The 26,499-nt window shown below is 70.2% G+C and carries 35 protein-coding genes; 14 read left to right on the top strand and 21 right to left on the bottom strand.

Features of this window, described 5'->3' with window-relative positions; translation table 11 throughout:
• Positions 1-104: 104 nt before the first annotated feature.
• From CU254_RS41030 to CU254_RS40975, 13 genes are all read right to left on the bottom strand, one after another.
• On the bottom strand, positions 105-980 hold the full coding sequence (locus CU254_RS41030) for a hypothetical protein (protein ID WP_050788559.1): 876 nt from the start codon (positions 978-980) through the stop codon (positions 105-107).
• A gap of 26 nt (positions 981-1,006) precedes the next feature.
• Entirely contained in the window at positions 1,007-1,753 is a 747-nt protein-coding gene (locus tag CU254_RS41025; RefSeq protein WP_009086284.1) for an HAD family hydrolase, read from the bottom strand.
• Positions 1,750-2,472 (bottom strand): ribulose-phosphate 3-epimerase, encoded by a 723-nt coding sequence (locus CU254_RS41020; protein WP_009086286.1) that lies wholly within the window; start codon positions 2,470-2,472, stop codon positions 1,750-1,752. The genes CU254_RS41025 and CU254_RS41020 overlap by 4 nt, the downstream gene beginning before the upstream one ends.
• Positions 2,456-3,388, bottom strand: coding sequence for a sugar phosphate isomerase/epimerase (locus tag CU254_RS41015; protein ID WP_009086288.1), 933 nt, complete (start codon positions 3,386-3,388; stop codon positions 2,456-2,458). Before CU254_RS41015 ends, CU254_RS41020 begins: the two co-directional genes overlap by 17 nt.
• Positions 3,389-3,437: 49 nt before the next feature.
• Positions 3,438-3,890 carry a nucleoside 2-deoxyribosyltransferase gene (locus tag CU254_RS41010; RefSeq protein WP_009086289.1) on the bottom strand — a complete coding sequence of 151 codons (453 nt, stop codon included), beginning with the start codon at positions 3,888-3,890 and terminating at the stop codon, positions 3,438-3,440.
• A 35-nt stretch (positions 3,891-3,925) separates the two neighbouring features.
• Positions 3,926-4,639 (bottom strand): 7-cyano-7-deazaguanine synthase, encoded by a 714-nt coding sequence (locus tag CU254_RS41005; protein ID WP_009086291.1) that lies wholly within the window; start codon positions 4,637-4,639, stop codon positions 3,926-3,928.
• Complete coding sequence (locus CU254_RS41000) at positions 4,636-5,388, bottom strand: hypothetical protein (protein WP_009086293.1); 753 nt, start codon at positions 5,386-5,388, stop codon at positions 4,636-4,638. The genes CU254_RS41005 and CU254_RS41000 overlap by 4 nt, the downstream gene beginning before the upstream one ends.
• Positions 5,378-6,091 carry a 7-carboxy-7-deazaguanine synthase QueE gene (locus CU254_RS40995; RefSeq protein ID WP_009086295.1) on the bottom strand — a complete coding sequence of 238 codons (714 nt, stop codon included), beginning with the start codon at positions 6,089-6,091 and terminating at the stop codon, positions 5,378-5,380. Before CU254_RS40995 ends, CU254_RS41000 begins: the two co-directional genes overlap by 11 nt.
• Positions 6,088-6,882 (bottom strand): 6-carboxytetrahydropterin synthase, encoded by a 795-nt coding sequence (locus CU254_RS44520; protein WP_050788560.1) that lies wholly within the window; start codon positions 6,880-6,882, stop codon positions 6,088-6,090. Before CU254_RS44520 ends, CU254_RS40995 begins: the two co-directional genes overlap by 4 nt.
• Positions 6,883-6,974: 92 nt before the next feature.
• Positions 6,975-7,802 (bottom strand): AAA family ATPase, encoded by an 828-nt coding sequence (locus CU254_RS40985; RefSeq protein WP_009086300.1) that lies wholly within the window; start codon positions 7,800-7,802, stop codon positions 6,975-6,977.
• Positions 7,780-8,976, bottom strand: a complete 1,197-nt coding sequence (locus CU254_RS40980) for a sporulation protein (RefSeq protein WP_234392917.1) — start codon at positions 8,974-8,976, stop codon at positions 7,780-7,782. The genes CU254_RS40985 and CU254_RS40980 overlap by 23 nt, the downstream gene beginning before the upstream one ends.
• Positions 8,977-9,206: 230 nt before the next feature.
• On the bottom strand, positions 9,207-9,356 hold the full coding sequence (locus tag CU254_RS43440) for a hypothetical protein (protein WP_009086304.1): 150 nt from the start codon (positions 9,354-9,356) through the stop codon (positions 9,207-9,209).
• Between the two features lie 456 nt (positions 9,357-9,812).
• Complete coding sequence (locus CU254_RS40975) at positions 9,813-10,583, bottom strand: TauD/TfdA family dioxygenase (protein ID WP_063632079.1); 771 nt, start codon at positions 10,581-10,583, stop codon at positions 9,813-9,815.
• A 168-nt stretch (positions 10,584-10,751) separates the two neighbouring features.
• Here CU254_RS40975 and CU254_RS40970 point away from each other — a divergent pair, with 168 nt between their 5' ends.
• Together CU254_RS40970 and CU254_RS40965 are read left to right on the top strand one after the other, a co-directional pair.
• A complete protein-coding gene (locus CU254_RS40970) occupies positions 10,752-11,168 on the top strand; it encodes an NUDIX domain-containing protein (RefSeq protein WP_009086308.1) in 417 nt (138 codons plus the stop codon).
• Between the two features lie 7 nt (positions 11,169-11,175).
• Positions 11,176-12,429, top strand: a complete 1,254-nt coding sequence (locus tag CU254_RS40965; RefSeq protein ID WP_009086310.1) for a helix-turn-helix domain-containing protein — start codon at positions 11,176-11,178, stop codon at positions 12,427-12,429.
• A gap of 243 nt (positions 12,430-12,672) precedes the next feature.
• Here CU254_RS40965 and CU254_RS43435 read toward each other — a convergent pair whose 3' ends face one another.
• The 3 genes from CU254_RS43435 to CU254_RS40950 all read right to left on the bottom strand — a co-directional run bounded on the left by CU254_RS43435 (position 12,673) and on the right by CU254_RS40950 (position 14,160).
• Positions 12,673-12,819, bottom strand: a complete 147-nt coding sequence (locus CU254_RS43435; protein ID WP_158688157.1) for a hypothetical protein — start codon at positions 12,817-12,819, stop codon at positions 12,673-12,675.
• Positions 12,820-12,845: 26 nt separating this feature from the next.
• Positions 12,846-13,262, bottom strand: a complete 417-nt coding sequence (locus CU254_RS40955; RefSeq protein ID WP_037719242.1) for a hypothetical protein — start codon at positions 13,260-13,262, stop codon at positions 12,846-12,848.
• 412 nt (positions 13,263-13,674) lie between these two features.
• Entirely contained in the window at positions 13,675-14,160 is a 486-nt protein-coding gene (locus CU254_RS40950; protein WP_037719244.1) for a hypothetical protein, read from the bottom strand.
• Between the two features lie 232 nt (positions 14,161-14,392).
• Here CU254_RS40950 and CU254_RS40945 point away from each other — a divergent pair, with 232 nt between their 5' ends.
• Positions 14,393-14,779, top strand: coding sequence for a hypothetical protein (locus CU254_RS40945; RefSeq protein ID WP_009086313.1), 387 nt, complete (start codon positions 14,393-14,395; stop codon positions 14,777-14,779).
• A gap of 171 nt (positions 14,780-14,950) precedes the next feature.
• On the opposite strand, the gene CU254_RS40940 is transcribed toward CU254_RS40945, so the two are convergent.
• Both CU254_RS40940 and CU254_RS40935 read right to left on the bottom strand, forming a co-directional pair.
• Positions 14,951-15,847: a DUF2690 domain-containing protein gene (locus CU254_RS40940; RefSeq protein WP_009086317.1), complete on the bottom strand. Its 897-nt coding sequence runs from the start codon at positions 15,845-15,847 to the stop codon at positions 14,951-14,953.
• Positions 15,844-16,581 (bottom strand): peptidoglycan-binding protein, encoded by a 738-nt coding sequence (locus CU254_RS40935; RefSeq protein ID WP_009086319.1) that lies wholly within the window; start codon positions 16,579-16,581, stop codon positions 15,844-15,846. Before CU254_RS40935 ends, CU254_RS40940 begins: the two co-directional genes overlap by 4 nt.
• 305 nt (positions 16,582-16,886) lie before the next feature.
• Between CU254_RS40935 and CU254_RS43430 the strand changes: the two genes are divergently transcribed.
• From CU254_RS43430 to CU254_RS40915, 4 genes are all read left to right on the top strand, one after another.
• Positions 16,887-17,252 (top strand): hypothetical protein, encoded by a 366-nt coding sequence (locus CU254_RS43430; RefSeq protein ID WP_050788563.1) that lies wholly within the window; start codon positions 16,887-16,889, stop codon positions 17,250-17,252.
• A gap of 177 nt (positions 17,253-17,429) precedes the next feature.
• Positions 17,430-17,834, top strand: coding sequence for a hypothetical protein (locus CU254_RS40925; protein WP_009086321.1), 405 nt, complete (start codon positions 17,430-17,432; stop codon positions 17,832-17,834).
• A 283-nt stretch (positions 17,835-18,117) separates the two neighbouring features.
• Positions 18,118-18,567, top strand: a complete 450-nt coding sequence (locus tag CU254_RS40920) for a hypothetical protein (RefSeq protein WP_009086323.1) — start codon at positions 18,118-18,120, stop codon at positions 18,565-18,567.
• A 357-nt stretch (positions 18,568-18,924) separates the two neighbouring features.
• A complete protein-coding gene (locus tag CU254_RS40915; protein WP_037719245.1) occupies positions 18,925-19,977 on the top strand; it encodes a hypothetical protein in 1,053 nt (350 codons plus the stop codon).
• A gap of 606 nt (positions 19,978-20,583) precedes the next feature.
• Here CU254_RS40915 and CU254_RS43425 read toward each other — a convergent pair.
• A complete protein-coding gene (locus CU254_RS43425) occupies positions 20,584-20,958 on the bottom strand; it encodes an Imm1 family immunity protein (RefSeq protein WP_158688158.1) in 375 nt (124 codons plus the stop codon).
• Between the two features lie 264 nt (positions 20,959-21,222).
• Between CU254_RS43425 and CU254_RS40905 the strand changes: the two genes are divergently transcribed.
• From CU254_RS40905 to CU254_RS40895, 3 genes are all read left to right on the top strand, one after another.
• A complete protein-coding gene (locus CU254_RS40905) occupies positions 21,223-21,519 on the top strand; it encodes a hypothetical protein (protein ID WP_009086328.1) in 297 nt (98 codons plus the stop codon).
• Between the two features lie 477 nt (positions 21,520-21,996).
• On the top strand, positions 21,997-22,434 hold the full coding sequence (locus tag CU254_RS40900) for a helix-turn-helix domain-containing protein (protein ID WP_009086330.1): 438 nt from the start codon (positions 21,997-21,999) through the stop codon (positions 22,432-22,434).
• Between the two features lie 61 nt (positions 22,435-22,495).
• Positions 22,496-23,095, top strand: coding sequence for a PIN domain-containing protein (locus CU254_RS40895; RefSeq protein ID WP_009086332.1), 600 nt, complete (start codon positions 22,496-22,498; stop codon positions 23,093-23,095).
• Positions 23,096-23,158: 63 nt separating this feature from the next.
• On the opposite strand, the gene CU254_RS40890 is transcribed toward CU254_RS40895, so the two are convergent.
• Complete coding sequence (locus tag CU254_RS40890) at positions 23,159-23,401, bottom strand: hypothetical protein (RefSeq protein ID WP_158688159.1); 243 nt, start codon at positions 23,399-23,401, stop codon at positions 23,159-23,161.
• A 284-nt stretch (positions 23,402-23,685) separates the two neighbouring features.
• Between CU254_RS40890 and CU254_RS40885 the strand changes: the two genes are divergently transcribed.
• The 3 genes from CU254_RS40885 to CU254_RS40875 all read left to right on the top strand — a co-directional run bounded on the left by CU254_RS40885 (position 23,686) and on the right by CU254_RS40875 (position 25,191).
• Positions 23,686-24,111: a hypothetical protein gene (locus tag CU254_RS40885; protein ID WP_158688160.1), complete on the top strand. Its 426-nt coding sequence runs from the start codon at positions 23,686-23,688 to the stop codon at positions 24,109-24,111.
• A gap of 166 nt (positions 24,112-24,277) precedes the next feature.
• Positions 24,278-24,685: an HIT family protein gene (locus CU254_RS40880; RefSeq protein WP_078561273.1), complete on the top strand. Its 408-nt coding sequence runs from the start codon at positions 24,278-24,280 to the stop codon at positions 24,683-24,685.
• Positions 24,682-25,191 carry a nucleoside 2-deoxyribosyltransferase domain-containing protein gene (locus CU254_RS40875; protein WP_009086339.1) on the top strand — a complete coding sequence of 170 codons (510 nt, stop codon included), beginning with the start codon at positions 24,682-24,684 and terminating at the stop codon, positions 25,189-25,191. Before CU254_RS40880 ends, CU254_RS40875 begins: the two co-directional genes overlap by 4 nt.
• Before the next feature lie 187 nt (positions 25,192-25,378).
• On the opposite strand, the gene CU254_RS40870 is transcribed toward CU254_RS40875, so the two are convergent.
• A complete protein-coding gene (locus CU254_RS40870) occupies positions 25,379-25,822 on the bottom strand; it encodes a hypothetical protein (RefSeq protein ID WP_009086341.1) in 444 nt (147 codons plus the stop codon).
• Between the two features lie 146 nt (positions 25,823-25,968).
• Between CU254_RS40870 and CU254_RS40865 the strand changes: the two genes are divergently transcribed.
• Entirely contained in the window at positions 25,969-26,364 is a 396-nt protein-coding gene (locus CU254_RS40865; RefSeq protein WP_009086342.1) for a hypothetical protein, read from the top strand.
• The last annotated feature ends 135 nt before the right edge of the window (positions 26,365-26,499 follow it).

Below are 26,499 nucleotides of genomic sequence, written 5' to 3'. Positions count from 1 at the left end.
CTGGACGAAGCGGCGCGTCGCGCGAGCGGGTGCTGCACAGCCGATCAGCGGCCGGATCGGACAGGAGGCATCGGCCGGCGCAGGTTGGCGCTTGCGCGAGCTGGTCATGACGCCGCCGCGGGGACGGGGCGACGGCCGAAATGCGCGGCGTGCTCCTGCAAGCGGGTCAGTTCGGCGGCCGGGGCGTGGCGGTAGAGCGCGGCTAGCCCCGAGGGCATCAGCAGCGCCTCGGCCCAGTTCGGGAACTCGCCGCGCCGCAAAGGTCGTTCGCTGAGCTCGCGGCTGGAGCCGACCGCGGCGATCTCCGACGCCGTGCGCGCGATGGTCAGCTCGGGCGCAGGCGCCGCCCGGTACTTCAGGTCGCTGTCGGCCGCCTCCCGGCTGGTGTGTCCGGCCAGCAGGTCGGCGACGTCGGTGTAGATGTTGAACACCGCCGCCGGCGCGTCGAGCACGACGGTCAGGTGCCAGGCACCGAACGGGATGACGACGTGATCACCCGCCTCGCACACGTGATAGTCCATTGTGGAGTTGCCGTCGTCGTCGATGTTGGTGTGCAGCATGAGAACCCTGCCGAACAGGCACTGGAAGATCTCGACCTGGGCCGGGGTGTTCCAGTGGCCGAGCGACCGGCCGAGTTCCGGACCGTGACCGAGGTTCGCCGCGGTGTAGACAACGAGGTCGGCGAACCAGGCACGCGTGCCTTCCGCGACGTCAGCCGGCTGGCTGGTCTTGGGCCGGGGCGCGGCGATGTCGCGATAGGCGAGGTAGAGCTGCGGGTCGACGCCGCGAGTGAGCGTTGCGCGCGCCTCGTCCCTGTGGGCCAGGTAGACCGATCCGTCGGCGTCGGCGCCCGTCAGCAGGTCGCGCAGGTGCCGAGCGCGGCCTTCGCGCGCTGCTGCCGCGACGAGCAGGTCCAGGCCGCCGGGCGGCAGCGGGCACGGGGAGACGCGGGCCGGGGGGATGTCCAGCGGCGTGATCATCAAGCGGGTTCCTCGGATCGGCGGGTTCAGGAGCAGGCGGCCAGGACGGCGGTCGGCATCTGGTCGAGGCTGGTGATGGCACGCACGCCGGCGGGGCAGGGTTCTCCGCGCGGGTTGAACAGCACCGCGCGACATCCGGCGTTCAGCGCGCCGTGGATGTCGGTGGTCAGGCTGTTGCCGACGTGCACGACCCGGTCGAGGTCCGCGCCTGCGGCGGCGGCGACCGCGGCGAACATCTCCCGGCGAGGCTTGGCCAGCCCGACGTCGGAGGAGAAGACGGTGTCGTCGAACAGGGTGGTCAGGTCGTGGTCGTCGAGGATGAGCCGGGACACCGACGCCGGAGTGGCCAGGGTGTTGGAGGTCAGCACGAGCCGAGCTCCGGCCTGCCTCAGTGCCCAGAGGGCGCCGTGCGCGCCGGGGATGAGGTCGGGGCAGGCTCGCAGGACCGCGTGGGTGTGCGGGACGAGCAGAGTGTCGACCAGCCGCGTGTCCAGGGGCAGCCCCATGACCGTGAGCATCTGCTCGACTTGGGCGCGCACCGGAGGTTGTTCGCCGGTCGTGCGTTGACGTCGCTGGGTTTCCGCCCGCACGGCGAGGATTGCTTCACGGACCTTGCCGTCGGGTAGGTCGTGGCCGAACTCGACGAGCACGGTCTCGAACTCGCGAATCCGCCAGGCGGCTTCGGCCTCGCGATCGCCGTAGGTGATCAGCGTCCCCCACAGGTCGACGCTGACCACCCAACCCTCCAAGGGATCCGCCGCCGCCTGTGTCACGTCCGCACCTCGACGCGCTCTCCGTCGACCGCCGCGTCACCCCGCCGGCGGTGAAGCCAGGCGGTAGTGGCGGCGAGGTCCTTGCTGCCCAACAACAACGACCCGACGACCACAGCGTCGGCGCCCGCGTCGGCGAGATCGGGAACGGTGTTCTCGCGGATGCCGCCGTCGGCAATGACCGGAAGCTGGTCTCGGCCGGTGCGGGCGGCCAGCGCCCTCAGCTGCCGGACACGGTTCGGCGCGACCGGGTCCATCGCGGTGCCCTTGGTGCCCAACGGCGTGCCGATGAGAACCACGAAGTCGACGTCGTCGAGGTACGCCCCCACCGTGTCGACGGGCGTGTCCAGGCGCAGCGCGAGGCCGGCGGCACCGCCCCGTGCCCGGACCGCTTGCAGGGCGGCGACGACGTCGTCGGCTTCCGCGTGTACCGACAGCAGGTCCGCTCCGGCGCGGGCGAAGTCCTCGACCAAGGGCAGGGCCTGCTCGGCCATGACGTGGACGTGGAACGGCACCTGTGTGTGCGAGCGCAGCGCCGCGACGAGGTCGGGGAAGAACAGCGGACTCGGCACGAACCGGGTGTCGGAGGCGTCGATGTGGAAGACGTCGGCGTAGGGGGCCAGCCGGGCGACCTCCGCGCCGAGATCGGCCAGGTCGGCCGACCACAGCGACACCTCGACCGCGAGCCGGTCGCGCGGGTACAGGTCAGCCAGCGGCAGCATTGCGGACCACCTGGGTGTCGGTGGAAACGGGGAAGCGGGCGCGGCAGTGCTCGACGGAGCTGGTGATCAGCTTCAGCACCTCGGCGGAGTCGTCCTCGAACCGCGGGTAGACCTCCAGGATCACCGAGATGTCGGCCAGGTCGTTGTCGGTCAGGCAGGTCGCGAGTGCGCCGACGTCGAATGTGCCCTGCGGGTGCGGCCAGCCCCAGTGCGGGTCGCCGCGGCCGTCGGTGTTGTCCAGGTGGATCTGCCGGATGCGCGGGCCGAGGTTGTGGATCCAGCTCTCGATCCCGGCGTCGGCGCCGTGCAGCCGCTTAAACAGCGCGTGTCCGGTGTCCAGCGTGAGTCCCACGTTGTCGACCCCGCGCCCGCGCAATGTGTTCAGCAGGGTCTGGCAGTGGTCGATGGAGGCCGGGTACTCCCGCAGGATCGGGGTCGGCTCGACCAGCAGCTCGCGCACTCCGACCTCGGTGGCGCGGCGGGCGAGTCGTTCGAGGTGGTCGACGAGTTCGTCCTGGCGGTCGGCTCGGCGGTCGGGGTCGGCGGCGTCGGCCTCGCTGATCGTGCCCATCGGGCCGCCGACGGCCGGAGCGCCGAGTTCGGCGGTGAGGTCGATGGCGCGTTGCCACCAGGTCAGGGCGGCGGCGCGGGCGTCGGCGTCCGGGTCGAGCAGGCCGCTGGGCACGTAGTGCGCCAGACCGACGAAGCACGAGTCGATGATCAGGTTGTGGGCCGCGGCGGCGTCGCGAACTCGGCGGGCCAGCCGGGCGCGCTGCTCGTCGGGCCACCAGGGGTCGAGCAGGTCGAAGGTGAACTGCACCCGGTCGAGGCCGAGGTCTTCGCGGACGAAGGCGGCCCAGCGTTCCGGTTCGGGCATCCTTTTGACGGCGAAGCAGAGGTTGATGCCCAGGGGCATGGCGGAGCTCCTTGTCGGATCGGTGGTGAGGCCAAGCAGAGGGATTCGGTCAGTGGGTGGGCGCAAGCGCGTCGAGGTGGGCGCGCAGCAGAGCGCTGAGCTCGTCGATCGAGTGGGCGATACCGCCGTTGAGCGAGTAGTCGATCATCAGGTTGTTGGAGTCGGTGCCGCCGAAGCGGCGCGAGTCGGTCTGCACGCCGAAGCAGTCGGCGCCGCGGGCGCGGGCCATGCCGAGTTCCACGCAGCCGCCCTCGTCCGGGACGCGGCCGTCGAGGATGAACACGAAGATCGGGCATTCGGCGATCGCGGCGCAGTCCAGGTCGTAGAGCCGGCGCCGGACGGTGTCTTCGTCCAGGCCCTGGCGGACCAGCGGGGCGGCTTCGCCGCCGTCGCGCTGGGGCAGAAAGGTGGCGAGGCCGAGGGCGCGGACCGCGGCGTCGACCTGGATGTTGAATGCCTTCTCCGCGTCGCAGAACAGCGGTGCGGCGATGTATGCCTTCATGGAGATGCTCCTCGATCGAGGGTCGGCAGGGTTGGTCAGCTCGCCACGGCCGCCCCGACGGTGGCCAGCGCGGTGAAGAACTCATGAGCCCGGTGGTCGGGGTATCGGCCATCGCGCATGGCCGGGATGTAGAACTCTCGGACCCGATCCCAGGTCCAGGGCTGCTGCTCGAACTCGGCTTCGACGCCGTTGTTGGCAAGGGACGTCCAGCGGCGCAGGCAACTGGGGCACCGGCCGCAGTGCGTGGTGCTGCCGTCGGTGCGGCTGCAGGAGAAGGTCAGCAGCAGGTGATCGACCGGCAGGCCCTGCGCCAGGTACCAGGCGATGATCTCGGTCTTGGTCATGTTCCAGAACGGGCTGTCGACCCGGACCGGTTGTTCGGAGAAACGGGCGATGAACCGGCCCATGTCGGCGAACGCCTCGCGGCTCTTGTCGAGGGTGTGGTCGCCCTTGACGCCGATGCACCACACCACTTCCGCCCGGTTGGCCGCGAGCATCGCCAGGTGCACGTTGCGCAGCGGAATGATCGCGTCCTCAGCCTCCCACGCCCCGAGCCGGAGTTCCTCGCTGATCTCGACCTCGATGCCGGCGGCGTCGGCGAGCGCGGCGATGGCGGCGCGTTCCTGGCTGGCGTAGCGGTGACCGAGGTCGAAGTACAGGCCCGGTGGGCAGCCGAGGTAGTGCCAGGCGGGGTAGGAGTCCAGCCCGGCGGAGAACAGTAGGACCTCGGGGATCCGGGTCTCGGTCATCGCGATGCTCCTGTCTGAGTGTGCAGCACGGGCGAGAGCAGTTCGTCGATCTCGGCGAGCACGCTCGGCGTGGTGCGGGTGCCGACCCGGATTCGCCGGATGCGGTCGGGGAGGGCATTGGCGAGCAAGCGGTAGGCGTGGCTGTAGCGAGGCAGGAACAACAGCCGCTCCACCGAGCCGGGGCTGCCGCCGCCGCGGCCTCGGGCTATGGCGCGTTCGCGGGCCAGCGGCCAGGGCATGTCCAGCCATAGCGCGACGTCTGGATGCAAGAACCACGGAGCGGCGACCGCTCGAACCTGCTCCAGCAGCAACATCGGGTCCAGGTCGGGGTGTTGTTCGCACAACACCGCCAGGGCGTAGGCGAGCTTGGAATACACGCCGTGGTCGATGACGACGACGTCATGCTCGGCCAGCACCGGCCGGTAAAGGACGCGGTGGTTATAGGACTCCCGACACAACCGCAGCAGGACGTCGACCGTGGCATGGTGCGCCGCGGCGTAGCCGCCAAGACCGTCGCGGCGACGCAGCGGCGCGGTGTCGAGCATGTCCGACAGGCGTTCAACGACGCCGTGACGGGGCCCGTAGTGCATGACCCGTGTCGAAAACCCTGCGGCGGTCAGCCGCTCGCCCAGCGCGGTGGCCGTCGTGGTTTTTCCAGTGCCCCAGATTCCCTCAACGGTGATCAACACACCGCGGACGGCCTCGTAGGGTGGCGGGTCGGCTCGGCCGGCGACAAGGTCAGCGGCCACGCTGGTCTCCCCAGACGAGCACGTGCAGCCGCGTGGTCAGGTGGAAGCCCCGCTCGATGGCCGGTTCAGCGATCTCGGCCAGCCTCCTCGTGACCTCCTCGGCGGTCCGGCCTTCGGGCATCACGTACACCGGTGCCAGATCGTGGTCGGCGACGAGCTCGGTGATCTCGTCGAGGTCGGCGATGCTGGAGACGACGAACTTGAAGACGGCCAGCCCGCTGGCCGCGAAGTGGCCGAGCACCCGGCCTTTGATCCGCTTCGAGATCGGCATCCCCGCGCCGAAGCTCGACAGCTTCGGCGACACGTTGAACCGGGTGACCCAGGCGAGCAGGTCCGGCGCGGGCACGATCGTGCCGTTGGTCTCGACCTCCACCTCCAGCCCAGCGTCCGCGAGCCCCTGCGCGAGGGCGGTAAGGCTGCGCTGCTGCATGAGCGGCTCGCCGCCGGTGATCACCACGAGATCGACCGACTGCACCGTCACCCAGGCCAGCAGGTCGCTGATCGAAGCGACGGTGCCTTCGGCGTCCAAGTCGAACCGTGTGCGGTCCCAGGTGTAGGGAGTGTCGCAGTTCTTGCAGGTCAGATTGCAGTTCATCAGCCGGATGAACACCGCGCGGCGCCCGATCGACGGACCTTCGCCCTGCACGGTCGGACCGAACCTCTCCGCGACGAGCAGTTCGTCGTCGGCCAGCGTGATCGTCATTGACCGCTCCGCTCGTCCTGGGCGAACTCGGCCCATCGGCGCGGCGACTCCCAGACGCGAACAGCCTGGACCGCGGCGGCCTCTCGTGCGTCGGCTTGGCTGAGGGTCCAGGCACACAGGTGCTCGGCAAGCAGTTCCGACGTCGGCTGGAGCTCAAGCACGGCGTTCAGGTCGCGGTGGTCCAGGTAACGGTCGAGGTACTCGGCAAGCCGTGAGCGGAGCCTGGCACGGCGGCGAGGGCTCGTCTGCTGGTCCAGCCGGAGGTCCACCCGATATGAGTGGCCGTGCGGCCGGCCGCACTTGTGTCCTTCCGGCAGGCCCTCCAGGTGGTGCGCCGCCTCGAAGGCGAACGGCTCGTCGTCGACGTGCCGATGCGCCCCCGTCGCTGCGCCGAGGCCAACGCGGACGGCGCGGAGCTGTTTCCCGCGCTCGGGCGGCATGTGGGCCAGGAACCACGCGGTGATGTGCTGGGCGAGCGCGTCGGTGGTGGTGTCGAACGTGAACAAGGCGTTGAGGTCGCGGTGGTCCAGTTCGCGCTTGAGGTACTCGCCGACGGGGGCGAGTTCGGCGTAGTCCGCCACGAAACCGGGTGCCCGCAGTTCGGTGTCGGTGAGCTCGACCTCGACGGTGAAGGTATGGCCGTGGGGACGCCCGGCCTTGTTCTCGGTCGCGGGCGGATTGGCGAGGTGATGCGCCGCGGCGAACGAGAAGCTGCCGTCGCCGATGCAGTAGCGGCCCCGAGCCAGGTCGCTCGCCGCGACTCGGGTTGAGCTCTCTGGGTGGGGCCTCACGGTCCGTCCTCTCGTTGCCTGCTGCCCTGGGGACCAGCTCATGGAATCGCGGCGCGGATCGCGGCGGGAGGGCTCACGAGGGGGCTCACGAATCACATGGCGTGTGGCGGCTTGCGCTCCCAGCCGGTCTGACGGGCGACGAGGTGGATGGGCAGGCAGTGCGGCAGCCGTACGCGCACTTCAGTGCCAACCTGCGCGCGGCCCGGCGTGTTCGCCGACGCAATCCGCGCGTCGAGCGCCATATCGGCGGCGACGCGTGCGATGAAGTCCCAGGTCGGTCGCATCTCGGCGAGAACCGCGGGGTGCCGCCGGAGTTCGTCAGCGGGATGCCGGAATGCCCATGCTTCCGGACGGCGTTGCTCGACCTCGAACCAGCGGTCCGGATCAGAATCGTCAGGAAAGGCGTGCTCGAACCTGACAGACTCCGCTTGCTGGCTGCTGAGACGAAACACTGCGAAATGGCCTTCGCCGTCGATTTCGCGGAGTGACTGTGCCAGCAGATCGGCGTTCCGAGCGAGGACGTCATCGCGGATGATGCTCGCCCGTTCGTCGATGCGTTTTCGACACCATTCCTCGCTGGCGGTGAACACGAGAGGGATCGTAGGCGTCTCAAATGTCGCTGCCACGTCGAGGAGTTCCGCGCGCTGATCACTGCGGAGGTTTGTGGAGTCGACCACGGTCGTGACTCTGTTTCGCAGACGCTGCCCGAGCATTTCGAGCAGCTGCTTGCGCGCTGCGGAGCTGTTCGACTGACTGGCCGGGTCGTTGCACAATCGGGCGCGAAACTCATCCATCGAGAGGATCTCGGCCGGCGCGAAGTGCCGGTGCGCGAAGGTGCTCTTGCCGCTCCCCTGCAAGCCGACAAGAACAATCAGGACTGGATTGGGGAGGCTTATTTCAAATGGGTCCAAGTGCGGCATGATCGGGTTCTTTCCGTGCTCGGGCTGCGTATATTTCGCTCCGTGCCCGATGCGCTAGTCCGGCCACGCCGGGTTCGGTGCGCCAGCGTGACATCCGGGCGATCAGGGCGTGGAGGTAGTCCACGGCGCGGGCCGAGCTGACAACGGCGAGCGTGGACACGGCGCGGTGGCCGTGGTCCAGAGCGTGTTCGAGGTCCGGCTGGTGCCCCTGCAGGTAGGTGCTGCCGAGGACGCTTTGGCGGATGGCGTACGCCCGGGCGAAAGTGTCGGCAGGCATGGCAGCTAATTCGCCCCAGCGTTGTGCCTCGCGCGGCCGGCCGAGATCTCGGTGGATCTCGATGGCGTCCGAGGCGAGTCGATGCTCGTCGAAGAAGTCGATCCAGGTCGGGTCGTCGCCGGTGCAGGAGCGTGCGGCGTCGAGCAGACGCTCGGCCATGCCGAGTGCGCGGTCAGCCATGCGCGCGTTGCCGCTGCGCGCCCAGATTCGGGCCTCGATCAGCTTGAAGAAGCCCTTCACGCGCGGCGTGGCATGCCCGCCGACGCGGTGGAACGCGCTGTCGGCCATGTCGATCGCGTCGTCGTGGAACCCGCCGAGACTGCACTGCAGGGCCATGCAGGTCAGCACGTAGCCGCCGAGCTGGACGTCCCCCGCGGCGCGGGCTTGACGCAGCGCCTGGATGTAGTGCCGTTGGGCGCTGGCGTGGTCGCCATTGTCGAACGCGGTCCATCCGGCGAGCCGGGCGAGTTGCGCCGTGGCGGTGAACAGCCGGCGCCCGACGACGTCGCTGTAGGAGCCGTGCAACAGCGGAGCGGCTCGTTCCTTCAAACAAACGGCGAGCTGCGATGTTCGCCAGTTCCCGCCCCCGTAGCGCGAATCCCACCGCCGCGCCTGCTCGGCTGTTTCGAGCAGTTCGACGACGTCGGCGTTTCCGACGCTTCGGAAGGCCGCAGGTGACTGGGAGGCTGCGCTGTCGTCAGCCGGGAGCGCCAACCAGCGACGAACCGGTGTGTTGTAGTTGATGACGGCGACCCCGGGCCCGCGCAGGAGGTCGCCGCGATCGACTTGGCTCCAGAGCCGGGTTGCGACTTGGACAGCGGTGCCGAGCTCGCGCGGGAACTCCAGCCCGGTGTCGGAGTCGACGCCAGGATCGTGATCAAGGTCGATCTCGGCCAAGCTGACCGGTCGCCCGAGCCGTTCTTCCAAGACCTGGGCGACCAGCGGCCGGACAGCCTGCGCCGGGAGAGTCCCCCTCTTCATCCAGTTCGTCCAGCTGGTGTGGGTGTAATGCGTCTCCAGACCGGCGGTCTCCGCGAGCTGGTTGAGCCGGAACGCCAGCGACTTCTTCGCCGCACCAGACACCTCGACCAGACGGGTCAGGGCGAGGTTGGGCCGCCGCGTCGCGCTCATCGACTGCGGCGGGACGGCCGCTCCCGCAAGCGGAATTCACCGGGCTGGTCAGCGTTCGCAGGGTGGTGCTCGAAGCGGGCCGACCCTGCAGCGCTCGACAGGTCGGCGGTCTGCTCCGGGTTGACCGCCTCGATCGCGGTGGGCATGAGCTTCGGCCTCCTTCCCCGCCGCCGCGGCCGGTGGCCGGCAGGCTGACTCCGGCCAGTCCAGGACTCAGGTGCGCTTCTTGCTGGCTGGCCGCCTCGACGAAGTTCGTGACCTGCGTCCTCACCGGAATGCATTCGACGTAGAGAAAGCGGCGACCACGGCGCAGGCAGCGTGAAAGTCGCTCATCCGCGCACGCTCGCCGGAGGCGCGCGACGGCGCGTCCGACGAACAGGGCACCCTCGTCGGAGGTCGCTGTCGCCGATCAGGTCAGAGGTCAACTCCGGCTGCATGTCGAATCTTCCAGCATGGGCCGGGGTCGGCAGTGCCCGCTCAGACAGCCTGCACCGCACCGGTCGGCAATGTCCGAGCTCGTCACGACAGAGGCTCGCGGCGGCGAGCTCGAGCGTTTCTGTCGGGCACGTCCAGTCTTCGTGCGGTAGGCCGGGAGGACGGGATCACCGGAGCACTCCGGCGGGATCGAAGCCGGCGAGGATGTGCCATTCGGGGCGAGGTTCGACCAGCGCCCGGTACATCAAGCGCAGCCCGGAGAACTCGTCGCGGCCGTGCAGCCACCGGCGGTTGTTCACCGCGTACCCGGCCCCGGCCTCGAGGCTGAAAGTGATCGTGTGCCGCTCGATGGCAGCGCGCAGGGCGGGCAGCCATCGCTTGGTCTCCGGAGAGAACTGGGCGTGCTTGTCCAGGCGCAGCCGCAGGCCGACCGTCCCGTCGGGCCCGGTTTCGAAGACGTTGCCGACGTATCCGGCACTGAGGCCGAAGTACGCGCCGCGCGGTGCGCTCAGTCCGGCCAGCGCCTCGGGATCGGTGGTCGCGAGGTCGGAGTACACGGCCTGACCGTCGACGAGAACGCAGGCACCGCCGCTCGAAGCGGGGCAGGCGCAGGCCATCACCACCAGTTGCGGCGGCCGGGCCTTGTCGGAGCAGTCGGTGTGCGGGGCGAGGGCTTGGTTGGTGAACCCGGTGCGGCCCGCACCCGGTTGCTCCCCGCGGTCGGTGAGGACGGTGAGGCTGGTCGGGCCGCTGTCGCGGTGGGGCACCACGGTGCCCAGCCGGTCGGCGAGCCCGCGCAGCGCCCGGGGGCCGCGCACGTCGTCGAACAGGGCGACCCCGCGGCGCGCCAGCGCCGCGGCCAACTCGTCCACGCCGCCCGCGGCGGCCACGTCCACGCGGCACGCCGACAGCGGGTCGTCCGTGGGAGCGGCAAGCATCGCGGAGCCTCCTGAGCGAGAGTGAATTCGGTGTGCTCAGCAGACCCGACGCGACCGCCCGTCGTCCACTTACAGTTTGTAAACCCCGCTGGGCTGGCAGGATCGTGCGGCGCTGCTACGGTGCAGCCACACCCCGTTCGCATCCGTTCACGGTGGGAGACCCGTCCGATGGCCGAACCCCTCTACCCGGTGTCGATCAAGGGCGTGCTCGTCCGGGACGGGCGGGTGTTGTTGGTGCGCAACGAACGCGACGAGTGGGAACTGCCCGGCGGCCGGATCGAACCCGAAGAGACCCCCGAGCAGTGCGTGGCCCGGGAGATCGCGGAGGAAACCGGCCTGCGGGTCGACGTCGCGGAGATCCTCGACTCGTGGATCTACCACATCGACGCCGCGGACAAGGACGTGTTCGTCGCGACCTACGGGTGCACCACCGACTCCGACCGGGCCCCGGTGCTCAGCCACGAGCACAACCGGATCGCCGAATTCGCCGAGCACGACGTGCCCGACCTGCCGATGCCAGGCGGCTACAAACGCTCGATCGCCGCGTGGTTCGACCGCCTCCGCACTCTCCAGGCGACCAGGTAGCACCGCTGTGGCCGAGCGGTGCGAACGCTGCGGAACCGCCCTGGGCCGCTACGCCCAGCCCGGCGCCTGCCCCGCCTGCCGCGCCGGCGGCGCGGCGCTGACCGCGCCCGGGCCGAGGCTCGCACCCGGGGTCTGGCTGTGGTCCGACCCGGCTGCTGCGGCCGCCCTGTCGAGCGGGGACCTCGCGATCATCCTGCGCGCCTACCGCGCCGCGAACGGCCTGTCCCAAGCAGCGCTCGCCGCGCTGCTGGGTTACAGCAACTCCTACGTCGCGCTCATCGAAAGCCGCCGCCGCACCCCCCACGACGTCGCAGGCCGCCGCCACATCGCCCGCGCGCTCGGTCTTCCCTTCCACCTGCTCGGCGTCACCGACCCCGACGACGCCGACTTCGCCGCGCTCTGCCACTTCGGCGACGCGGTGGTCCGGCTCGCCGAGATCGCCCGCCAGTCAGGAAGGGTGGTTGAGGCGGTCAACGAACTCTGGCCCTTGGCCGCGAGGCTGGAAGCCCGCGCTGCCGAGGGCCGCCTCGAACGCGAGACCCTGCGGTTGCTCGCGTCAGCACGATTGGCGCTCGGGGTGTCCCTGGGCACCGTCCTGCCCGAGGAACGACTCACCGGCGCCGCGGTCTGGACCGGCAAAGCCCTCCTCCTCGCCCGCCACCTCGACGATGCACCGTTCCTGGCCCACACACTGCGCATGCACGGCAACGAGCTGCGCAAAGCCGGACGGCTCACCGCGGCCGTGGCCCGTCTCGAGCACGCTGCCGCCGTCTCCTGCGAGCCCGCGGGGCGCGGCTCCGCGCTCGCGCTGCTGGCCCGCGCCGCCGGCGACGCCGGGATGAGCGACACGTTCGACGCCGCCGTCGACGGCTGCCGACGGGCACTCGATTCCGGCGCCGAGCACGGGATGCTGCTCAACCCCTTCACCCTGCGCGAGATCCGCGCCCGCGGCCTGCTCGCCCTCGGCCGCCCCGGCGACGCGCTCCGCGTCCTGCGCTCCAGCGGCGCCGACGAGCCAGTCGCCCCGCAGTGGCGGGTGATCGAAAGCGTCACCACCGGAGAGGTCCTCGCCGCCGCAGGCGAGCGCGACGGCTCCGCCGAAGCCCTCCGCGCGGCCATCGCCACCGCCGAGCAGCGACGGCTTCCCCACCAGCTGCAGCGGGCGATCCGCGCCGCCCGCCGCGGCGGGCTGGATTCCGTCGTCGACACCGGCCTCGCCGCCCTACGGCGGCTGCGCGGCCTGCTCTCCCCTACCGCCTGAACCAGCCTGCCGTCGCCCGCGGCCCTTCCGCGCAACTGTGCGCAGTTGCGCGCAGGCACTCTCGCTCCGCGCGTGTGAGCGCACGGCTCCGCACCGGAACCAGGACGCCTGCTGCAGCTGCCCGGGAAAGCGCCGCTCGCGCCCGGGAAAGGCGTCCGAACATCGGTTACCGGTCGCCGCCTGCGCCGCCCACGTGGCAGTACCGCGCGGCCGACGACGAACCGGGTCTGCGCGAACGAATGGTCAACTGTCGGCGGCATGCGGCCCGCTCGCTCTGCTCCCGACAAGCAGGGCGGCATAGCCCGGCGGGACGTACGCCAGCAGGATCAGGTACTCGAGGTGGTGGCGGGCCAGCGCGAGGCAGACGATCGCGCCGGCGCTCACGGCCACGCGATCCACCCGATTCCGCAGTCCTTTTAGGACAGCTCTTCCGGCAGGGTCAGACGGTAGTCGGCGGTGTCCCCGTTGCCGCGATTGGCGAGCAGGCCGTCTTCGCGCGCCAGTTCGCCCATGCAGCTGATGACCGTCATCGCGGTGAACTGGTCGTACACGAGCGTCGCGGGTTCCTCGTCCTCCTCGAGATCCCGGTTCAGGACGCCGGCGACGTGGGTCCCGAAGAACTCGGGTGGGCTGAAATCCAGGATCACGCCGTCCTCGTCGGCCGCGGCGGCCAGCGCCTCCACCATGACCATCTTGACCATGCTCCGCCGCACTGCGAACGGGACTCCCGCCAAATACTCCCCCGGGGCGACGAACCGGACGCCGGGCCGGGCGTGCGCGGCGAGATCCCACGGCACACGCGACGGCCGCAGTTCACGCACGTTGTCAGCCATTCGGCAGCTCCCTTCGGAGTCGGCTCGGAACCGGCGAATCGCCAGGCACATGCCGACCAGGCTGCCGCAACGCGGTGACCGCACCTTCGCCGGGGCACGGCGCGCCAGTCGGGAACCGCCCTGGGCCGCTCGCCCAGGGCGCTGATGTCCTGGTCGCGCTCGGTGATTCGCCGTCGGAGGTGCCCGTTCCAGCTCGCCAGGTCGCAGCCAGAGCTCCCGTTCCAGCACGGCGGTAGCGCTGCTGCTCTTCGACGAACACAGCCACAGCCCTAGCCGGGAAGGCCCGGCCGAGAAGGCAACGCGTCGTCCGAACGACGGCCGTCCGCCGATGGAGACAGGCTGCGGATCGGGTCTCGATGACACACAGTGCGGACCGATCTGCGCGATTCAGCGAACCTTGTCCTCGACGCGATCACCGACGTGGGCGGGGATCACTCGGATCAGGCAGGCGCTTCTGCCGGACTCCGATCCTTCTCACCGGGGCGCGAACCGTCAGCGCTGCCCGGCGGCGCCGGCGCGGCAAGAGCAGCCCGACGTAGAGCGGTCCGACCGCCGCGGCGGCACCGCCGTAGACCGGGCCGATCGCCGGGCTCGCCGGGTGCATCGCCTGGAAGCCGAAAGCCGCATACACGCCGACGACCGCCGCGCCGACCAGCAGCGTCGCGCGCAGAGACCGCGGAGTCCGCGCATCCTTCGCCCGAAGCGCCCACAACCCGGCCAGCGAGGCCAGGTGCAGCGTCGCCGTTCCGACGTAGGCGATGACCGGCGTCATCGGGGCTTGCCCGTGGGTGAGCAGCCAGCCGATGTACAGGCTCGCCGCGACGCCGGACAGCACCACTGCCGCGGTGCTGACGATCAGCGATACCGCCGACAACCGGCCGGATTCGGTCGTGTCCATGAGCGGCCACAGTACGCACCGCCGGTCGGGTTCCTCGACCGAGTGAACCCCCGTGCCGTCCTGACCTCGCACGGCAGGGGCATCGCTCGTTGTCGTTGCCCCGCAACGCAAATCGTGCACACGACACGCGGGGTGCGGTTTCGGCGCGCCACGCCGTCCGCGGGTGGCGCGGCGATCGCGTCGTGAGGCAGGCTGTCGGCTCCGCCGCCGTCGGAGAGGAGCCCCGCACGCCATGACCGAACCCGCCTCGCCGCCCCTGCCCGTTCCCGGACCGGCGTGCTGGACGTGGGGACCGTCGAGGAAAGGGCTCGGCGGCTACGGCGGCACCTGCACGCACGGCCCGATGACGTTCGCCGTCACCGTGAACCGCCGCTACGACAACGGCTGGGAACTGCAGGCCGCCTGCACGCTCGCCGGGGTGAAGACAGCGACGCAGAGCTGGAAGGCCGACAGCCTGTCCTGCACCCCGGACGGCATCGTCTCCGAGGTCGCCGGACGCGATGTCCTGCGCCAGCTGGCCGGAACCACCCGCGCACGGATCGCCGATGCGGCCCGGCTCCTCGAAGAATTCGACGTCCTCCGTCGCGCCGGCGCGACGGAGGACGAGCGGCCCGGGTAGACGGATCAGGACGACTTAGTTGCCGCTTAAGCGGTAGCTGCGCCTGCCCGCTCGGTCCGCGGCACCGCCGCCCGCAACACCGTCACCGACCTGCTCACCCAGAACCGGGTCACCCTGCCCGACATCCAAGCCCTCGCCGCAGGTCGCCGGCAACAGCGACGCGATCCGCGCCTACGCCGGCGTGCTCGACCGCACCGCCGCCGATCCCGGCCCGGACCGGCCGCTGGACGACGCCGTCGGCGACGTGCTGGTTCCCCATGGCGTGCAGCGGAGCTGGCCGCCGTGCTCCAGGCAGGCCCGCACCTGGGAATGCCGGTCGGCGGCGATCATCAAGGTCGGGACGTACTGTCCGGCGGAGGCGGCGTCGCCGACGGCGGCCCTCTCGCTCCGGCCGTCCGTGTCGGCTACCTCTATCCGGTCGCCGACCGCCGAGGCCGAGACCCGGGCCCAGGCCGCCCCGCACTGGTCGCTGATCCGCAGTTCCAGGTAGGCCCGCCCGACCCGCAGGTCGGCGTAGGTCGCGGCGTCCACATCGCAGGCCGTGGGGTGCGCGTCCTGGCCGGTGCACTGGGAACCGCGGCAGCCGACGGTGTAGGCCGTCGATGCCGGCGGGACCGCGGAGGTGCCCAGGACGCCCTGGGGCAGGGCCGCCAACGCCGCAGCCCCGGCCGCGCACGCCGCCGTCGCGGCCAGCGCCCAGATCCGGCGGTCGCGACGGCGGCCGCGCGAAGCAGGCTGCCGCTGCCTGGCAGCCTGCTCCCGGGCAGCGGCCGTCGCGGCCCGGGGCGCGGCGTCGCGGCCGCTCCACCTGGCCTGAGCGCGTTCCCACAACGCCAGCGGCCGCCCGGTTTCCTCTCCTGCCAGCTGCGCGAGCGCAGACACGGCCTGCGCCGGCGGCAGCGCCTTGCCGTTGAGCCACCGCTCCCAGGAGGACTTGCTGAAGTTCGTCCTGTCGCCCAGCGTCGCCAGGCTCAGCCCCGAGCGGTCTTTGAACTCCCGCAGCACTCCCGCCAGGTACGCGGCCTCCGGGGCCAGCGACTCCGGCAGCGGCCGCCACCGCCCCCTCATCCGCGCAGCAGAACCCACGTCTGCGGCCCCACCTTCCCGTCGACCACCGCGCCGGCCGCCCGCTGAAAGTCCTTGACCGCTTGTTCGGTGCGTTCGCCGAACAAGCCGTCGACCCGCCCCGGATCCCTCCCGTGACGCTTGAGCAGGCACTGCACCTCGGCCACGTCCTCGCCGCCGAAATTGAGCACGACCAACTGGGTCGAAGCAGTGCTGTGCCCGGCATACCAGCGGCCGTCCCGGCTGGCGTAGTCGCAGGAGTACCCGGCCGGAGCCACCGCGACCCGAGCCGAGGGCGGCGGCGGACCGCCGGCAGCGGCGAGCCACGCCGCCGCTCCCCCCGCGGCCACAACCGCTCCGGCGGCCACCGCGATCCACGTCCGCCTCCGCCACACGCCAGGCGTCTGCCGATCCGCCGCCTCCGCGGCGGGCTCACGCTCCACGGCGGCGGCGGGCTCCGGTTCGGCCTGCGCCTGCTCGGCCAGCTCCCACAGCGCCAGCAGCCGCGCCCGGTCCGCTCCGGACAGCCCGACCGCCTCGGCGAAGGCCTCCACGACCGGTCGGGGCGGCACCGTCCGGGCGTTGAGACACCGCGTCCACGAGGACCTGCTGTAGGCGGTCCTGCGCGCCAACGCCACCGCGCTGATCCCGGCCTGGTCTTTCAGCTCCCGCAATCGGTCGACCAGGTCCCGCACCTGCGGTGCGGCAGCAGCGGGAAGCGGTTTCCACCGAGTCATCCGGCCCACCCGTCACGTCGACCCCGACACTCTCTATGCACTCTTCCCTTCCTCGGATTTACCCGAATCGAAGCGCGGATGGAAGCCGATTCAACCAGTCGGCGCCCGCGCGAAACCCTGCTTACCTGCGGGAGCCGTCCAAGAAATGTGTCGTCGAGTTTTGCATTCCCGCAGGTCAGCGCGCGGGACGTCCCACAGTGAACCGTTTCGACCGCCCGGTCTGGCGCTGTGTGCCGTGCGCTGCAGACGATGGAATCGCGATGCGGTCCCGCATCGACTCGCATCCCCGGAAAGGAAATTCAGAAATGATCGCACCCCAACGAATCGCTCTCGGGCTGGCCGCTCTGGCTCTCGGCAGCGGGCTTGCCGCGGCGAGCGGCGCCGCGGCGGTCGCTTCTCCAGCCACCCCCGCACCAGCCGCCGCCCCGGCGGACGCCAGCGCACCTACGCCCTTCGGATCGAAGTGCAAAGTGTGGGAAAAGACCGTCAACCGGTTCTCGGGATGGTGCGACGGCCGCGGACCGGCCAGCTACCGCGCGACCATTGCGTGCAGCGGCGGCGGCGGCGAGCACCAGGGCCAGTGGCGCTGGCTCGGCGATCGACGGGGATCCACCGCCTGGTGCGATCCCGGCCATTTCCGGGTCGCGAGCAGGTTCCAGTTCATGACCTGATCGGCGGCCCGCAGCGGTGCGGGGCCGACCCGATCGGATCCGCACCGCACCAGCCCGACCGCCGACCAGACCCCGACCGGCCCGGCGATGCCTGAGCGTCGTCAGCGCCAACCGGCACCTCGGGAAGCACCAACGGCCCCGCTTCTCCTCCTGCTACGAAAGGGACGGACCACCGCCATGAGCACCGTTTCGCGCAAGGCCGCAGCGATCGCGACATCCGCCGTTCTCTCCCTCGCGGTTTCCGCCACCGCAGGCGCGCAGCCAGCCGTTTCCGCACCGGCATCCGGCGACAACCAGCCGAGGACGTCCTCCACAGCCACTCTGTGGCTGCCGGACGGCAAACGGACGGCGGTCGTGTGGAAAACCTGGTACAGGAACGCAAACGGGAAGTACCACGGCCACTACGGCTTCAGCAGCGCCAGCCGCGGCGTGAGCGTCTACGCGGTCCTGTGGACGAGCAGCATGACCCGCTACCTTCCCGCCGAGGGCAAGCGCTATTCCTACTCCAACGAATCCACGGTCCAACTCTTCGCCTGCGACAACGACTACCCCAACGGCGAGGACTGCACGGCCACCTGGTAGCGCCTGCCGCCCATCGCCGGCCGCCGCGGCGGCGATCGCGACTCGCGAGATCGCATCGCAGCAACCCTGCCGGCGACCTCCTCTTTCGTCTGCGCCACCGGAATCTGAACCCCCATCCGAAGAGAAGGGGCACTGCCGAGGCAGGCCTCCCGGAGGCAGCTCCGCTGAGCCGCGCCGGCAGAACGAGGCGCTCAGCCGGCTTTCCGGTCCCGAGCGCCTCCGGCCGCACCACGTCGAAATAGGGACCTCAATCAAATCCGAACAAGAAAAAGGGGAAGAGAACATGCGCATCCACTGGAAAACGTGCCTGAGGGCTTCCGCTCTCGCCCTCGCCGGCGGTGCGATCCTCGCGCCGACGGCCGACGCTGCAGCCGGCAATGCCCCGACCATCCACGCACCCGCCGCGCATCCCGACAAGTACGAGCCCGAGTCGGTGGTCACCGACGCCAAGTGCAAGGGATGGATGAACACCGAGAAGCAGAAATACGACAGGTGGTACGCACAAGGACTCGTTCAGTCCTGGAACGGCCAGGTATGCCACATGATCCTCGAACGGCGCCACGACGGGGACCCGGCATGGACGATCGTCTCCGGCGAACACATCGTCCACGGCCTCGGCACCGCGGACAAGGACCACACAGGCTGGTACTACGACGACGCCGGATACCAGTCGCGGGTCTGCATCTTCAACGAAAGCGGTTCCAACACGTGGAAGTGCGGAAAGGGCATCTGACGATCTGCCGATCGACGGAATTCGCGCCGCTTTCGCCGGAGGGGAGGTGAGGACAGTCAGTGGTGTGCACGTCCGTACGGACGTGCACACCACTGACTGTCTCGTGGGCGAGTTCCGCGCTCGCATCCACTCCGGGACGGCGCTGAGGCAGGCTGCGACGAGGTGGTACAGCTTCTCGCCCCTGGCCGCCGATGACGCGGCCGGGGCAGCGGAACAGCTCGCGAAGCGCGGATCGCGCCACCTCGGCCGCGCGTACGGCTGGCCGCGAGCCAGCCTGACAAGACCGTCCCCGTGCGCCACAGTGGTGGCTGTGGGCCGCTTTCCGGATGCAGCCCGACGATACCCAGGAGGTCCTGCATGTCGACGCCCGCAGACCGCGACCAGAGCACAGCGAACGGCATCCGCCACGACGTCGTCGGCGACCGGGCGTCGGACACCCCGCGCGTCGGAGAGCCGGGCGGAGGACAAGGCCTCGAGCGCCTACGCCGGGCCTTGCTCGACCGCGGGGCGTCCACGCAGGAGATCGCCGAAATTCTCGCCAGGCGCCGGGGGCTGGGCGCGCTGTCGGCATGGCGGCACGCTCTGGGCTTGACCCGGGGCGAGGTGGCCGCCCGGTACAACGCCGTGGTTGCCCGCAATCCCGAGCGCGGCCGGACGGTCAGCGTCTTCGACCGCGGGCCGATGACCGCGGAACTCCTCGCCGTCATCGAAGCCGACGGGAACGAGGGGCGCGGCTTCCTCTCAAGAAAAGAAGCCGCGGTGTTCGCGGAGATATTCCAGACAGACCCCGAGACTCTGCGGTACGTCGACGCCCAGGCCGGGGAGATGATGAACGTTGCGAATGAGGGAGAATTGTCCCTGCGGCCCGGGGAACACCTGGTCTCGATCTACACCACGGCCGACGACGGAACGCCGTTGCAGGATGCCGTGGTGGACCTGCTCGAGACATGCGGGCTCGAGGCGGACCTGTGGGACATAGTGTTCCGCGGATCGTGGTTCCGGCGTTTCCGCGCACGGGCCCAGGACCACGCCGTGGCGGACAAACTCGCCGACCTCGCCGGCAAACTGGAGCGCGCCGCGGAACTCAAGTACATCGACACGCCGCGCTCCGAAAGCGACGTGCGGGAAGCGAACGCGGTCGCGCAGCTGCTGCAGCACACAGCCGCCGACGAGGAAGTGGTCATCTGCCTCAGCTCGGTCCTGTTCGTCAGGACACAAGGGACGGTCGTGGTGAAAGTCCTCAGCGAAAACGAGATCCGCGCGCTCAAGCAACACCCGCACCTGCTGAAAGCCCCCGCCGAGATCCTCGACAGCCTCGCGCGCCTGCAAAAACCGGCCCCGCTCGCGCCGGGACCGAACGAGCTGACGGCGACCTTGCCGCCGGGACAGGCCAACCGGCCGACGGGCTGACCGGACGCAATCGGCGCCGCCTTGCACCTGGCCCTCGACGAGCCCCGCGCGGGAGAACGACAAAGTCCCACTGTCGGCCGGTGCCAGGGAAGCTGACGGCCTGGTCGCCGTCGGCTACTGGCGAAACCGCGTATTCGACTATCGCCGGTTCGTCGGGGAGACGATGGCGTCTGGTCGCCTGGGGCGCGGCGATTCCCGCTGGTTCCGGCTCTCGCGGCGATTCCGGTGGCGGCGGCGGCAGCCGATTCCGTACAGCTCGTCCGCTTCTCCGGTCGAGCTGCCGGCGGCGCTGTGCCGGCGGAACGCCCTGATTGCGTGCGTCAATGCCGCGCGGTTGTCGTTGCGCTCTCCGGCATCCCAGGCGAGGTCGTGGTGAATCTGCGCTTGCAGCGGGACATCGTCGACGTGCTCCGCCAGCGCGGCGCCACGGCTGGTGCGGCGCCGAAGCCTTCCCGGCGAGCACGTCGTCCCCGCGCCGGCGCTCCGGCCGAGGACACGCTCCGACTACTCTTGGAGCACCGACAAGGGCGGCGGCAACCAGCGCGATTCACTGCGCAAACACAGCCCCGGTCGTCAAAGCCGGGCCAGCGGCGTTCGCCGTGTGGACTACACCACTCGCCACGAGACCCCGCCCGGCCGCGCACCGCCGGAAGACACGTAGTCGAGGACGGCCTGGTGCACCGTCGCCATAGGGACTTCCGCATTGCTCGGCACCGGACGTTCGTGGGTTTGATAGTCGTAGAGGACGTCTGTGGGCGAGGTCGCCCCGTTGTCGCTGATGACGCCCCGCTCGTTTCGGCCGCCCCCGGCCCAGCCGACGAACCCGCACTTGGCCGCGCGCACGCCGAACTGCAGGAGCGACGACCAGGTGCCCTCGCCGTCGCCCTTGAGCGCGATCTGGGCCATCAACCCGACTTTTTCGCTGGCCGATTCGGATACCATCCGCTCCAGCAGCTCGTCCGCCTGAGCGGGTGTCGTCACCACGAAACCCGCACCGGGCCCCGGGTCGTACCAGGCTTTTAACTCGCCACGGCTTAGCGCCTCCCCTGTAGGTCGGACGACCTCATCGACATCATCGACCACGCAGAACTTGTTCAATGACCACAGGTCAGGCACGCGTACTGATTCATCCGGGCCCTCCACGGAGCTGTCCTCGCTGCGGGAGGTGCACGATGAGGCGGCGGATGCCGCCGCCGACGAGGACAGGGGCAACAAGGAGTACGAAGCACAAGGAGAGATCTGGCCGTGATTCCCGACCTGCATCCCGACGCCGAAGCGTTCAGCGCGTGCAGGCGCCTGCCCGGCAACCGGCTGCGCGCTTACAGCGTCACCACCGCCGCCCGGGGCTGGCCCGGACTCGAGCAGTGCATCCGGCAGTGCCGTGCCACGGGGAAACTCGTCCCCGCCAGCTCGGACGCCTACGTCATGCTCGACGTCCTCGATGCCGAGGACAGCATCATCCAGGAATACGGAGTCCGCGACGCCGCCGCTTGGACCTGGATCAAACGAAAACTGCACTTCACCGTCGCCAGCGCCGATTGACACCCCCGCGATGATGCCGACCCCGTCGACGGGCAGCGACGCCCGTCGGGATACGCGAGAATCCCGCCACACGAGTGGTGCAGGGCTGGCCGAGCGGTGGTTCTTGCCCGGTCCCCGGCTCTTCGGAGCAGCGATGGCACAGGTCGGTCCCCCCGGCGAGCTGTGGCCCGAACCGAGGCCGAACGCTCGCGCGGGTCGGAATGCTCGGTTCCACGACCCGATGACGGAAGGCAGCCGCGGCCGCGGGGCGGAATCAGTCAGCCGGAGACCGGGCCGTCGAGCGCGGCATGCGGAGCCGTCGAACCGCCGCCGCGCTGACCGCGAGGCCCCCGCTGCCCGGCGACGGGTGTTGTGACCTGACCCGTTCGCGGTTGCCTTGCCCGGGTCGCACGTGGTCTTATGGACACATGTTGCAGTTACAAATGCACGGTTCTGCGGTTGTTACTGCACGCAGTGAGTGGTGAGGAGTGATGACCTGTGTCGACAACGCTGGCGGGGGCGAACGACCGTGCCGTCCTGATGACCGACGAGCGCGATCAGCGGCAGGCCGCCGAGGTGGTGCGTCGCCTGCCTGAGAAAGGCAGGGCGCTGTTCCGCGCGGAGGCGTCCGGGTCCGCGGTCGACGTGCCACCCGAGCTGTCGGCGATCATCGCGCAGGTGGTGCAGGCGGTGGCGGCCGGGCGTGCGGTGACGGTCAGTTCGCTGCCCGAGGAGCTGACGACCACCGAGGCGGCCAAGATCCTCGGCGTCTCGCGGCCGACGCTGATGCGCAAAATCGCGGCCGGCGAGATCCCGGCGCGCAAGGTCGGCACGCACACTCGGCTGCGGACGCGTGACGTGCTCGCCGAGCAGCGCGCACGGCGGCAGCGGCAGCTGGCCGCGTTCGAGGAGCTGCGCGCCCTGGAAGACGACTGACCCCATTGGCTCGCGCGGGCGGGACGTACTGTCCGCGCGAGCCAATGTATAGCCTGGCCCGGTGGCCGCCCTGCGAGTGTTCGTCGACGCCAACGTGCTCTACTCCCGGACCCTGCGCGACTGGCTGTGCCTGCTGCAGCTGGGCGCGCCCGGCGAGATCTACACCGTCTACTGGAGCGAGCACGTGCTCGCCGAAACGATCTACCACCTGCTCAAGAAGCACCCCGAATGGCGAGGCGCCAAGATCACGGCGATCCGCGACCGCATCACGGGCGTGTTCGAAGGCGGCCGCGTCGAAGACTTCACCGTCGACGGCTCGTTCCCCGGCACCGACCTCGACGACCAGCACGTGCACGCCGCAGCACTGGCCTGCAGCGCGGACATCGTGCTCAGCGACGACGGCGGCTTCACCATCACCGGCGACGCCGCGGAGCAGCTGCCCTACGAGGTCTACCGCCCGGACGAGTTCTTCGTCCTGGTCGAAGACAGCGCCCCGGACCGCGTCGCCGAGGTCACCCGCTGCCAGACCCTCTACTGGCGCGGCCGTTCCCCGGACGGACGCGCCGACCTGGCGACCGCGCTGATCGACGCGGCCTGCCCCGCGTTCGCAGAACGCGTCCGCGCACACCAGAGCCAGCTGTCGCTGCCGCCTGCCGACTGACCTCGCCGTCCGACGGCGGCGAGGTGCTGAGGGTTCCCGCGAGATTCGCGCGAGTCCTGCTGGTCAGCCGCGCGGTCGGCGAAGCCGGCGCTGCGGCCGGTACAGCCGACGCCGCGAGGACCGGGGTGCGGGGCGGTCCGGCGGCGGTTCCTCGAGTTCGGCCGCCAGCTCGGCGATGCCTTTGCGTCCGAAGGCGAACACGCCGAGGAGGATCGCCGTCAGGGAGGCCCGGAGCAGCGCGGTCGCGAGCGGGCTCGCGTCGACCACCGTGGCGTGCGCGTACTCGGCCGCCGCAAGCGCGCCCACGGGGACGAGGGCGGCGGACAGGCCTCGCAGGGCAAGACCGAGGGCGCGGCAGGCGAACCGATCGAGTTGTCCTTGCTGCGACATGGCGGGTGCGGCCTTTCGCGGGTGCTGTGCGCGGAAGCGGTGACGATAGCGCACAACGGAAAATCCTGTGTTCGCTGTCATTTCCTGTGCGCCGCAGCATGTTTGCGGGCGTCTTTTCCGCTGCCCGGAAGCCTGTGCGGCAGGAGCGGAGCGTGTTTTCGCGCTGGATTCCTGCGGCGGCGGGGCGCACACTCGGACTCGTGCACGTGCGCGACGTCGAGGTCGGGCAGACCTACGACGTGACCATTCCCGAGCACCTGCCGCGCAGCCGATACCCCTCCGGCCGCAGCGGCTACGGGCTCTGGGACCAGCTGCGTTTCCAATGCGGCGAACGGTTCGCCCTGACCGTCACCGCGATCGACCCGGACGCCGAGCCGCCGATGGTCGACGGGCTGCGCGTCCTGACATTCGGGCACGTCGAGGTCGAGCTCGTTGACGAGCAGACCGCCGCGCTCGGCCTGCCCCCGGGCAGATACCGCCTCACCGGCGCCGTCCGCCCGGAACACAGTGTCGGGATGGTCCAATTCCCGCATACCGTCAAAATGCAAGTCCCTGCCCGCTGGCTGCACCGGCCCGCGCGGCCCGTGCCCGCGGTCGCCGTCGACCTCGACGACCCGCACAGCTGAACAGGTCCCGGCCAGGTTATCCGCACTGCCCGCCGCAGGCCTGCCGTCCCCGCGACAGTCCGTCGCACGAGCTGCGAAGCGTCGACCGTTTCGTTTCCCGTTTCCTGGTCGACAGCCGCCGGGAAACACCTGTCGTGATGCCGTGCACGGTGCCGATGCTGAGTCCATGACTTCCGATCTGCGGTTCTGTCCGTTCTGCCCCGCCGCTCCCGGCGGAGATCCGTCCGGAGTGGACCCGGCCGCCATCGTCCAGCGATGGGCCGCGGCGACCGCGTTCTACCCGCGCCAGCGCGCTATCCCCGGCCACGTGATCGTCGCCCCGTACGCCCACGTCGAGTCGGGCCACCGCGACCCGGTGGTCACCGGCTACGCCGCGGCGTGCGCGGCCGAGCTGGCCGACCACCTCGGCTACCGCGAATACAACTTGATCCAGTCCTCGGGCCGGAGCGCGACACAGACCGTGCCTCATCTCCACTGGCACCTGGTGCCCCGCTCCCCCGACGACGGGCTGCCGCTGCCGTGGACGCCGAGCCAGCAGCAGGAGCAAATGGAACGGGCGGAGGCGGCGGCATGATCCGGCTAGTGCAGGCCCGCGAACCCCTTCCCGGCCCGGACGAACCGAGCGTGTTCCTCGCCGGGCCGACCGCGACAGCCGAAGGGCCGGTGCCTTCGTGGCGGCCCGAGGCCCTCGACCTGCTTGACCGGCTCTGGCTCCAGCCGGAACCGCTGGCGGTGGTGACGCCGGAGAACCCCGTCCGCGCCCGACGGTACGAAGACCAGTTCACCTGGGAAAACGCGTCCCGGGAGCACGCGAACGCGATCTTGTTCTGGATCCCCCGCGACATGACGTACATGCCCGGGATGACGACGAACGTCGAATTCGGCTACGACGTGGCGGCAGGCCGGACCGTCGTGCTCGGCTGTCCCCCGGACTGCCCCGATCCCCGAAGGAACAAGTACCTGGTGCACCTGGCCCGCGCGCACGGAGTGCCGGTCCGCACCACACTCCGGGAAACAGTGCAAACGGCGACAGAGCTGGTCGTCGGCGCACACGGGGTGTCCGACGAGGGCGCGGGCTGATGGGCCTGCCCGGTGATGTTGCCCGGCACGCCGGACCGTGTTCTCGCCACGGCAGCCGCGCACTGGAAGGGGGCCAGCCGGGATACGCGCGGAAGGGGCAATGAGTCCTGGCTCGAAGCGTGTGACCAGCAGGTATGCGGTTGATTAGGTCGGGACGTGAGGTTCACCCGGGCTATGGCCTGGCTCGCTAGGGATCGACGTGGGGGCAGTGGACGGGTCGCTCGCCGGTGCCGCAGTAGAGGTATTCGTCGGGGTAGGTAGCCCGGATGCGTAGCCAGAACGGGATCGACGGACTCTTGGCGGCGGTGATGGACCAGCGGTAGCCCGGCAGCTCCGTGCGCAAGTGGGCGAGTACGCGGGTGCCGATGCCGCGTCGCTGCTCGACCAGTCCGATCTCGCCGAGCAGTACCCACCGGCAGGCCGAGCAGGACCAGTAGTCGATACCGCCGATGTCGGTCTGGTCGCGATAGATCCGTCGCTGGTGCCAGGCGACTTCGTCGCTGTCGCGGTGGCGATGCTCGGGGCCCAGCCGGACCCCGTTACCGAACTCCACCCCGCCCAGCTCCGGCGGTCGGGGACCAACCCGCACCGCGTCCAGATACGGGTCGCCAGAGGGCGGAAGCGTGCCCATTCGTTCAACGATAACGGGTCCGCTCGGTCTGGAGGGGGCCGCCGGGATACGGGAGAAGCCTGCCAAAGCGGCTGGTCGGGCGCGTCGTCCGTTCGGGGCAGGCGCGGCGGCGGGCCAGGTGGCCGGATCGGTGTGATGCTGAGGGGATGTTGGCTTCGTTGGATGTTCGGCGGACCGAGGGCGGTCTCCAGTTGGCGATGACCGCGCCGGATGCGCCGGTGGCTTGGGTGACGCGGCTGAGCTACGAGCAGGCGCAAGAGCTGGCGGCCGGTCTGCGGGCTGATGTCCCAGTGTTCCTCGGCGGCACTGTCGCGGCCGGGCTCGCCTACATTCCGGGCTATCCCGAGGTCGGCGAGGGCTCCCTCGCCCGCATCGCCGAAGCAGAGATCACCGACGATCTGCGCAATGCCACGTATCAGGTCCGTGCCGGCCTGGAGGCGATGCGCGGTTTCGGCGACACGGTGCGGGCGCACTTGCCAGATCGGCTCGACCCGTTGCCCGCCGACCCGGCGGCGCCGTGGACGCCTGCTCCGCTGGACTAATTGCGGCCAAGCCTGCCGCTTTCACTCCGCGTTGCCCCGGGTGCGTCCCGTCTCGCCTGATCATCGGTACCGCCTGGCGTCGTCGCAGGTCAGAGTTCGAGTGGTGATCACGGCGGGAGGGGATTCGGTGCGGAC

It is taken from the genome of Amycolatopsis sp. AA4, assembly GCF_002796545.1.
Lineage (GTDB): Bacteria > Actinomycetota > Actinomycetes > Mycobacteriales > Pseudonocardiaceae > Amycolatopsis.
Note: the sequence above shows the minus strand (reverse complement) of the source record. Positions and strands in the feature narration are given on the sequence as shown.